The sequence below is a fragment of the Burkholderia sp. GW821-FHT14F03 genome, from assembly GCF_058803765.1.
The window spans coordinates 59,410-68,221 of the sequence record NZ_JBXAPG010000043.1; the positions used below are offsets into that span (position 1 = coordinate 59,410).

At 59.0% G+C, this 8,812-nt stretch carries 8 protein-coding genes and 2 pseudogenes; 1 reads left to right on the plus strand and 9 read right to left on the minus strand.

All coding sequences use genetic code 11. The features are described from left to right. Positions 1–5: 5 nt before the first annotated feature. The 6 genes from AC1RQF_RS25610 to AC1RQF_RS25635 form a co-directional block, all read right to left on the minus strand. Positions 6–260 (minus strand): hypothetical protein, encoded by a 255-nt coding sequence (locus tag AC1RQF_RS25610; protein WP_492873239.1) that lies wholly within the window; start codon positions 258–260, stop codon positions 6–8. A gap of 524 nt (positions 261–784) precedes the next feature. After that, positions 785–3,484, minus strand: a complete 2,700-nt coding sequence (locus AC1RQF_RS25615; RefSeq protein WP_492873240.1) for a DUF927 domain-containing protein — start codon at positions 3,482–3,484, stop codon at positions 785–787. Positions 3,485–3,495: 11 nt separating this feature from the next. Continuing rightward, complete coding sequence (locus AC1RQF_RS25620) at positions 3,496–3,774, minus strand: hypothetical protein (RefSeq protein ID WP_492873241.1); 279 nt, start codon at positions 3,772–3,774, stop codon at positions 3,496–3,498. Beyond that, positions 3,767–3,946 (minus strand): hypothetical protein, encoded by a 180-nt coding sequence (locus AC1RQF_RS25625; protein ID WP_492873242.1) that lies wholly within the window; start codon positions 3,944–3,946, stop codon positions 3,767–3,769. Before AC1RQF_RS25625 ends, AC1RQF_RS25620 begins: the two co-directional genes overlap by 8 nt. A gap of 296 nt (positions 3,947–4,242) precedes the next feature. Then, complete coding sequence (locus AC1RQF_RS25630) at positions 4,243–4,479, minus strand: helix-turn-helix transcriptional regulator (protein ID WP_492873243.1); 237 nt, start codon at positions 4,477–4,479, stop codon at positions 4,243–4,245. Positions 4,480–4,646: 167 nt separating this feature from the next. Further along, positions 4,647–5,588, minus strand: coding sequence for a hypothetical protein (locus AC1RQF_RS25635; protein WP_492873244.1), 942 nt, complete (start codon positions 5,586–5,588; stop codon positions 4,647–4,649). A 394-nt stretch (positions 5,589–5,982) separates the two neighbouring features. On the opposite strand from AC1RQF_RS25635, the pseudogene AC1RQF_RS25640 reads away from it, so the two are divergent. Continuing rightward, positions 5,983–6,216: pseudogene (locus AC1RQF_RS25640) on the plus strand (Arm DNA-binding domain-containing protein); the annotation flags it as partial. A gap of 10 nt (positions 6,217–6,226) precedes the next feature. Here AC1RQF_RS25640 and AC1RQF_RS25645 read toward each other — a convergent pair. The 3 genes and pseudogenes from AC1RQF_RS25645 to AC1RQF_RS25655 form a co-directional block, all read right to left on the minus strand. Beyond that, positions 6,227–7,307: pseudogene (locus AC1RQF_RS25645) on the minus strand (IS3 family transposase). A 307-nt stretch (positions 7,308–7,614) separates the two neighbouring features. Beyond that, positions 7,615–7,857: a hypothetical protein gene (locus AC1RQF_RS25650; RefSeq protein WP_273998708.1), complete on the minus strand. Its 243-nt coding sequence runs from the start codon at positions 7,855–7,857 to the stop codon at positions 7,615–7,617. Between the two features lie 25 nt (positions 7,858–7,882). After that, positions 7,883–8,812 (minus strand): FRG domain-containing protein (locus AC1RQF_RS25655; RefSeq protein ID WP_492873245.1); only part of this gene is annotated, 930 nt, incomplete at its 5' end.

Sequence of the window (8,812 nt, forward strand, 5' to 3'; positions counted from 1 at the left end):
GGCCGTCAGCAGTCCGTCAAGCCAGCTGCGCCCGTTTCGCTGGAAGCGTCATCCAACGACGCCAAGAGCCCGCGAAGGGAAGTCAGATGTTCCAGCGCCCGCACACGCTTGCCCCCGGCCGACATCGCCGAGAAACCGGCGCGGCCGTTCAGCTCGCCTCGAAGACTCGCCTCGATGCGCTCCAACTCGCCCTTTGTCGCCTGATTCAGCAGCACGTTCCGATCAACAAAGTTGAGCGTGGAATTACCAGTTCGATTCATGTTTTCACTCACTAAAAAATGTGCTGTCGCACAGGTTGAGGCCCGATCCCGTCATCGGAATCCGGGAGAGTTATCGTTGCTCACGCAACTACTATTTCACTATGTACTACTAATCTCATTAACGTCTCGCATCGACTCGCGACGCACCCTAGGCCGTCCGACCTCGACGTATCGACAGGCCGGAGTTGTACCAGAGGGGAGGTGCAGTCGGCTTAATTCGACATTCGTTATCGATTTTTGCGGAGTAACGGCAGTAACAGCAGTAACGTCCTTAAAAATCATCGGGTTACGCCGTTACTTCGGCAGTATCAGCGGAAGTAACGGCAGTAACAGCCGAATGCACATGCCTCGACAGGGGTGTCCTGTTACTTCTCAGTTACTTCCCCGTTACTCCCATCCGACAGCGATAAACCGATGATTTTTAAGACATTACTTCTGTTACTGCTGTTACCTCCAAATTCAGGACGCGCGACCCTCTATCCAATCGCGCCGGCCGTCCCACGCCGAAACGGTCGCGGCCCTGCTCACCCCTCTGGATCAAGCTGCTCCGGGTCGATCGAGTAGAGGCGCACGAGACGCCCATCAGGCACGCGAACCGGAACCGAACGCTGCCCGCCCTGCTTCTTCGACAGCGCACCGGCCGCGTCCAACGCAGCAAGTGCCCGGTTCAGGTCGTAACCCTTGATCGCCTCTTTGATGCCGGCTGACGTGAACAGATACAGTCGGCGGCCGCCGTCCATCCGCCAATAGCCCGCCCGGTCCCGCATCGGCATCAGCGGCGAACCGCTCGCGTCAATGTCCGAGAATCGGGCATCGCCGCATCGGTCGATGAAGTCGGAAACCGCCTGCATCACGCCCATATGCTCGGCGCTTCGGCCACGCGCCCCACGGTTCGCTTGCCAGGAACGGAACGCGCGAATCGCGGCCTCGGTCGGCTCCCCGGCCGTCCAATCGACAATGCCGAACCGGATCGCCAGTTCGCCCGACAGCGCGGCCACCGCAAGGACGCGAGCCGCTCGCCGTTCCTGCCCATCCGGCGCATCGAATTTCGCCAGGACAGATGCGAGCTGCTCGGACAATTCCTTGCCCTGGCCGCGCTCCGACACCAGGCACTTGGCAAACATGCGGCCGGCGTGCCCGTAGTGGCGCGACGCCGCATCCCGCAGTGCGTCCGACAGGCGCGCGCCCGAATCAGCGCCCTTCAGATCGTCGAACAGCCCGTGCTTGCCGGACACCGGAATGTCCAGAATCCGCAGCCCCTGGCCGGCCTTCGCCTCGATGCCGCCCGACTCGATGCGGGCTGCAATGGTCGTCTCACCGGTAGAAAGCACGAAAATCCGCCATTGCGCCGCCCTACGGGCCTCGCCGTGCTTGTTCGCCCGACTCTTGCCCGTGCCGTTGGCAAGGGCATACGCGGCTTCGTAGAGGTCGCGCGGCGCACATTCGCCGATCTCGTCCAGGGCGAGCAACGTATCGGTGTGCATCGTGCCGGCCCCCTCCAGGCCGTTCGCGGTCGCGCGCCACTGCCGGCGAAACGAATGCCCGCCCCAGACAGAGATACCCGCCACGAGTGCCGTTGTCTTGCCGGTACTGGAATCGCCATAGATGTGCAGGCCCGCGCCGTCAATACAGAGCGGATCGAGCAACACGCCGGCAAACCCCGACGAGATAGCGAGCATCAGCAGCGGATTTCCCGACGCCAGCGCGGCCACGCCCTGTTTCCAGCCGTCTAGCGTACCTGCCGTTCCGTAGGGCGCAGTGCGGCCGGCCGCCTGAAACCACACGTCATCCGCGCCGATCACCTCATCGGGAAGCACAAACGCGCCTTCATGCCAGCCCGTCATCGTCGCGGCCCGCATGTGTCGCCGGGGGTGCTGACTGGCGACGTACCGCAGTACTTCGCGTTTTTTGTGCTGCGAGATTTCGACGCCACCGGACAAGACGATGCCGAGCGCTTCGGCTCCGTCGCCGGCCAGCATTTCGGCCGGCATCGCCCACTTCTTCCACATGCCGCGACGCGACACGTAGCGCAGCAGGAAACCGTAGTTCTCGTCCTCGCGATCCGATGTCGTCGCGTCGACGTACAGCGGCGAACAGATCCACTCGTCGACCATGACGGGCTCTTGCCCCTCGCGCTGCTTGAAGTTGTGATGCCATACGCCAGGCTTGCGGCGCACGCCCTCGATCTCGATCCAATCGCCGTATACGCGCCAGCATGGCCGGTCAGCGAGCGTCGGCCAGGTCGGCGGCATGGCGGCGTCGATCAGCGCGCGGACGGCGGCCAGGCCATCCCTCTGGTGCAAGTCGTTCAGATCGAGTCCGGTCGGGGGCGTCGCGACGACGCCCGACACGGCGCCGGCCGCGTCGGTCGCCGCCTTCACGCCCGGATTGCTGCCATCGGCTTTCGCGTCGTTGTCGGCGGCAAATACCAGCGTTGCGCTCGGGTAGCGAATCCGCAGCGCCCGACCGACGCGGGCCAGATTGCCGGCATCGAACGCCACGGCCGCCGCGAATCCGGCCGCCACCACCGACGCGGCCGTCGCGTACCCTTCGGCAATCACGATGCAACGCATGTCGTCGCCGATCAGATAGAACGATCCGGCCTTTGCCCCACCGGACAGAAATCGCTTATCCCCGTCGACAGACACGAATTCCAACGACGTCAGCACGTCGTCAGCGTTGCGCAGCGGCACGACAAGCGCGCCGTCGCACGACATGCCGCCGACACGTAGCGGCCCCTGATAGAGGCGCAATCCGTGCGGCTCAATGCCCTTACGAGCCAGATACGGATGATCGGCCGGCGCTGGAATAGCTGCATCCCACAGCGCCTGTGCACGATCCGCAGCTCGAGCGCGTTGCGTTGCGGCCGACGCTTGCGATTCGGCGTCCTGGACCTGCCGCTCGCGCTCGCGGCGCGCGTCATCGTCGCCCCGCCGAACGGCGGGACGACTGGCCTTTGGGTTGAATCCATGATCTTTCGCCAGCGCATACAGCGTGCCGATCCGGATGCCGCCCGAGAGCTTCATCGACTTCCACGTGTCGCGTGCAGCGGCCGCATCGTAGCGCTCGGCGGTGCGGCTCCAACCGTCAAACAGGCCGAAACCTTCATCGCCAAACTCGTGCTTGAGCGCCGCGGCGACCTTCCACCAGGTTTCCCGCGGCAAGTCGGCCGGAATCGTTGCCAGCGCCAGTTCGGCGCGTTCGCGTTCTGTAGTCGCGGTCATGAGCGATCTCCTCAACGACCGTGACGCAGCGCGCCGACTGACTTGTAGATGTCTGTGATGGACGTTCGTGCGGACGCGATTTCGGCAGCGAAGAAGCTCATCGTACCGCCCATCGCGGCAACGTCGACATGCACCGTCCCGCCTTGCTTGTCACCCGCGATATCCGCGCACACGCGGGCCAGATTGCCGATGCCGCTCAAACGCGCATCCAGTTTGTCCATCAAATCCATTAGGTCTTCGATGGTCGGATCAGCTTTCAGCAGTTCACGCACGTTGCTCGTATTAGCCATGACGCACCTCGCCTTGAAGGCAGGCCGCGACGGCCAGCAGCGCAGCAGCGGAGATATCGAGCGCATCAACGTCACTCGGCGCATTCACCGCGTCACGCAACGCGGCACGGACGATCGACAGCAGATTGGAGGAAAATTTGGATTGCTCAGGACGAGCGAGGGCTTGGCGCACGGTGCAGCCTCCAGTACAAGGGTTCGAAACCCGGCCCCTCACGCCAATGAGGGTGGCCGAGCACTTGGCAGGGTTGGCGTACCGGCGTACTGGGAACCGGCGTGCGCGAACGCACCCCCACCAAGGCCCGACCATAGAAGGCGCTTGATGTGCGGACGAAAAAATACCGCCGATTGGCGGTTGTCCGCCAGTACAGTTCCGGACGCCAATCCGGGCCACTGCTGTTTCAGCGGCTTTTGCAGTATAGACCTGACGACCACGAACCGCAACGCGCACAGTTTGAAGCAGCGCCATCGTTAGCGCCCACCGTGATTCAAAGCACTCCGCTGTTGCGTTAGCTTGCGAATCCAGCCATCAATGTCTGCCTCTCGCCATGCTACAGCACGTAGGCCAAGCTTCAAGCTGGCGGGAAACGTCCCTGCGTTGATGCGGCGATAGATTTCGGTTTTCGACAATTGCGTGCGGGAAAGCACCTCACCGAAGCGAATCAAGCGCTCAGATGTACCGATAGTGCTCAGTTCATTTTGTTGCATACGTACTCCGATAACGAATCCATGTGGAACCACATGAAACAACCGGAGTATCTTGGGTTGCGCCTATCGACGTCTACAGTTCAACCAGCACGATTGAACCCCAGCTGGGAGGGTGCAAACATAACGAGCATGATCCCTACTCTGCCAGCAGAGTAGGGACTACCCTGTCACACATCGGGAATATCCTTCCCTTGCCGCCAGTCGCGCTGCCACTTCTCGACAACACCAGTACTCTCAAGCACATCAAAAACAGTCACAACATGCAATGCAAACTTCGAGTTATTTTTAAAAACAATTTCCCCATTTTTCCACCTCAACCACAATTCATACACCTTCTTTTTTGCCTTATATTTCTCCCCATTTAAATACCCCTTCTTTGCCGAACGCGATGCTATCCGACTTTGCACCGCATCAAACGCGGCCGCATCCATAATCGCCTTCGTTATAGATCCATTAAATTCAGATGCATGCCTATTTGCCTGAGCCGCAAGAATTGCAGCCTCCATTGCAAAGTCGTGCCGCCCTGCCCGGCGAGCCAGCACCGCCTCATCACACTTCATTAATGCCATCACCGAAAAATGGCACGTCAGGATCCGGGCGCGGTCATTAACTGGTACAGAGAAAGAAAGTGGGTCATCGTCAGCAATGTTAATCCCTGGCAAAAACCAAATCTCCCGCAACACGTTCAGATGAGCATAAATCTCGCCCTGCGCCTCAGAACAACAGATCTTCTCTGATGCCTCAAAGCGGATCAAATCCAGATTGTGTCGCATCGATCCCGGCTCAACATACTTCACGCGAGACCAGTCTTTCTCCACAGCCCACGAAATCGAAGATAAAAATTTACGCGAATAATTCAACACCACCTGACGAAACTCAAAGAATTCTCGAAATGCACTTCGATCATCCATCAAGTCATATCCACAGCCTAGATAATTAATGTTCGACTTCGGAGCAACTAAATCAAAGATTGCGTCATGCGCGATATTCAGCAATGCTTGTGGCGTACCAGTGGGAAAACGCTTCCGCCCCGGCTTAAGCTTTCGACGATGAAAATCCGGAATCTCGCCCGCAATAGGGTGATAAACAAGAACACGGTTATAACGCATATTTCCCACCTCCTACTTTGGAACAAGTCATTTTCCGCTCAATAGCGGGGCCGATGATATCCCAGGTCCCTGCCAATCTCGCGAAAGACGAGGCCGCCGCGCACCAGTGACCACTACCGACACCGGCATCAAACGAGGGTAAGAATGGGGGTAAGCATCAAATCCGAAAAATCTATAGCCCATACGACACGGCGCTTTCACTAGAATTTAGCGGGTGCGGCCCTGGGCACCATGACATAGTTCCGGGAAATTCCCGGAAGTCCCAAAACCCGCGACAGCACAAGGCTTCGCGGGTTTTTTCATTCCGGCAAAGTGCCGTGTGGTGCGTAGACAGCCGGGGGCAATATTGGGGGCAACTAACCCGAAATTGCCTTACCCGTCAGGAGTTGCCCCCGTGCCACTAACCGATACAGCCATCCGGAACGCCAAGCCTGCCGACAAGCCCGTGCGCCTGTTCGACGGAGGCGGCCTCGATCTGGAAATCGCCCCGAGCGGGGGCAAGTGGTGGCGGCTCAAATACAGGTTTGGGGGCAAGGAAAAGCGCTACTCGCTCGGCGTCTACCCGGAAGTTGCATTGGCGACCGCACGGAAGAAGCGCGACGAAGCCCGTGAAAAGCTCGCTGCCGGAGAAGTAGAAACTAAGCGGCCATGGCCAGCCGCTGCTTTGGCGTAAATCCGCCCAGGGCCATGTTCGGGCAGTCGTGATTAAACACATCCAGTCGGTCGCGAAGCGCTGCATGTGGTCAAAGTCTTCCCAGTGGTACTGCGACAGCCATTCGTACCGCACGGTCCGGTTGAATCGTTCGACATACGCATTCTGCTGAGGCTTCCCCGGCTGGATGTAGTCGAGCCTGATGCCGTACTGTCGGGCCCATTCGATGATCGCTGTGCTCAGGTACTCGGGCCCGTTATCGCACCGAATCGCCTTGGGTCTGCCGCGCCATCCGATGATCTGCCGCAACGCACGGATCACACGTTCCGATGGCAATGAGCAGTCGATCTCGATGCCGAGTGCCTCGCGGTTGAAGTCATCGATCACGTTGAATAGCCGGATGCTGCGCCCGTCGGCCAGTTGGTCGTGCATGAAGTCCATCGACCAGACCTGGGACGGCGCACGGCACCGCCAGCGGCTCCGGTACCTGCCGGACCAGCCGCTTGCGCGGCTTGATCCGCAGGTTCAGTTCCAGTTCGCGATAGATCCGGTACACCCGCTTGTGATTCCAGCAGAAGCCCTTCACGTTGCGCAGGTACAGGAAGCACAGCCCGAAGCCCCAGTTCCGATGGTTGTCCGTCAGGCGCAGCAGCCAGTTTGCAATCTCGTCGTTCTCGGCGCTGCGCCGACTGACGTACCGATAACAGGCTTGGCTGATCCCGAATGCCTCACATGCCAGCCGGATCGAAATGCCCCGGCTGGACACCGCATGCATGGCCATCTCACGCCGGCAAGATAGCCTCAGTCTTTTTTGCGAGCGCCTCCGCCACGATCTCGGCCTTGATCTTCTCCTCGACGTACATCTTGCGCAGCCGGGCATTCTCGGCCTCCAACTCCTTCATCCGCACGATCAGCGAGACGTCCATGCCGCCGTACTTCGAGCGCCATTTGTAGAACGTCGCCGTGCTGATGCCCAGTTCCCCGCACAGGTCCGGCACCGACAGACCTGATTCCACGCGCTTGAGCGCGTCCATGATCTGGCTGTCCGTGAATCTTGATTTCTTCATGCTGTAGAACTCCCTCAACGAGAAAATTCTACTTCTGATCACCCCGGTTTTTCGGGGGGATTACCCACTTCGAAATCAGACCCGAAGAATTCCGTCAGCCGACTTTTCATAACTGTGGTGGCCGTTAATACGGACGATCGAACCGTATATGCTCGACACTCTTCATGTCGGGATTGCCGTCCCTGAACTCTTTCCAGACCGACTCCGCTGCCCTGTCCGGAAGGCGCATGTGTGGGTCGCCAGCCTAGCAGGCTCGACCAGTCCTATACATCGACCGACGCGGCCTTGCGACACTGGAACTTCCGAATCAATCGTCCTCAAGCAAGATGGCGATGGCGAACAGAACGCCAGCGACAACCGCCCCCTGTGCAGCCCAAAGATTCTCTTGCGACGAAAGGGTTTGAAGCGACTTGATTGCCTTGTCTGCAGCCAACGGCAAAGCTGAAGCCGCGATCCCTGCCTGTGCAGATACGTGCCACATGACAGCGGAATATGCCGTCGCTGCCGCACCAATAGTCGCGGCGGTTCGCCGCATCGATTTTTTGAACATAGCGATGGCCTGTAGGCTTGAAGTTTCAAGTGGCCGAGTCAGCCTCGGGGGCTGCATCCGACGGTGAAATTTTTACACGGCTAACCGCGACTGCTTTCGCCGTTACCGCTCCAAGCATCTGCTCAACCCACTTTGGGTCTGCAAGAAGAGGCGCAATCCGCTGCTCTGTCAGGAGCCGTCGATAGTCCACCAGATTCGCGAGTGTTGAAATCTCCTTGCGCAAAGCCGGTAGATGCTCGGAAATTATTCCGTAAGGATAATTTGCATACGACTCTAGTGCAGCCTCCACGATGTCGCTCGGGATTTCGCCGCAAGCCAGAATTTCAGCGGCAACGTCGGCAAGAGGGTCCGGCGGAAACAACCGCTCGCCACCTTCGAACATTTCTAAGAAGTGCTGGCCTACACGCGGATCGTGGTGGAACGGCAATAATCCGACTCCCGGCCATCCCTCAAATGAATGACAAAACGGAAGTGCGGTAACCCAAGCGCACTGTTCGCTTGGTCGAGGCAACGGCTGCGGCCCAAGTGGTATGTAGTTGTCAAACGGCGCTTCCAGCTTCCGAAGATGGACCCGATACATCACCCCGACACCGGAATCGACCGGCTTCCAACCATCCTTGGTTTCGTGACAAGTCGCGAAAAAGGCACTGACGTTGAAGTCATCCGAAAGATCAAGGTATCCGGTCGGAATACCGTAATGCTGAGCAAGCGCGATTGGGTCAAGATCGAGGCGCTGGCCTACCGCATGGTGCGAAATGGGGTGGTGCGTCAGTTCGCGGGAAAACCACCAAGCCTGAGCAACCCGAAGAATTATTTTCGCCTGATCGGCAATCGAACCTTGGTGTATTTTTTCGATGTCGTGGGACTGCAAGCCCCGACGGACCTGTCCGGGATTTTGTGGGCGGGGCATATCATGAGAGGTAAAAGTCATGGATATGCCGATGCCGAAAAAACG

What these genes read in the sequence shown, in the direction of transcription:
- AC1RQF_RS25610 (WP_492873239.1), bottom strand. Translation starts at nt 260, where the DNA reads ATGAATCGAACTGGTAATTCCACGCTCAACTTTGTTGATCGGAACGTG.
- AC1RQF_RS25650 (WP_273998708.1), bottom strand. Translation starts at nt 7,857, where the DNA reads ATGTTCAAAAAATCGATGCGGCGAACCGCCGCGACTATTGGTGCGGCA.
- AC1RQF_RS25620 (WP_492873241.1), bottom strand. Translation starts at nt 3,774, where the DNA reads ATGGCTAATACGAGCAACGTGCGTGAACTGCTGAAAGCTGATCCGACC.
- AC1RQF_RS25615 (WP_492873240.1), bottom strand. Translation starts at nt 3,484, where the DNA reads ATGACCGCGACTACAGAACGCGAACGCGCCGAACTGGCGCTGGCAACG.
- AC1RQF_RS25635 (WP_492873244.1), bottom strand. Translation starts at nt 5,588, where the DNA reads ATGCGTTATAACCGTGTTCTTGTTTATCACCCTATTGCGGGCGAGATT.
- AC1RQF_RS25630 (WP_492873243.1), bottom strand. Translation starts at nt 4,479, where the DNA reads ATGCAACAAAATGAACTGAGCACTATCGGTACATCTGAGCGCTTGATT.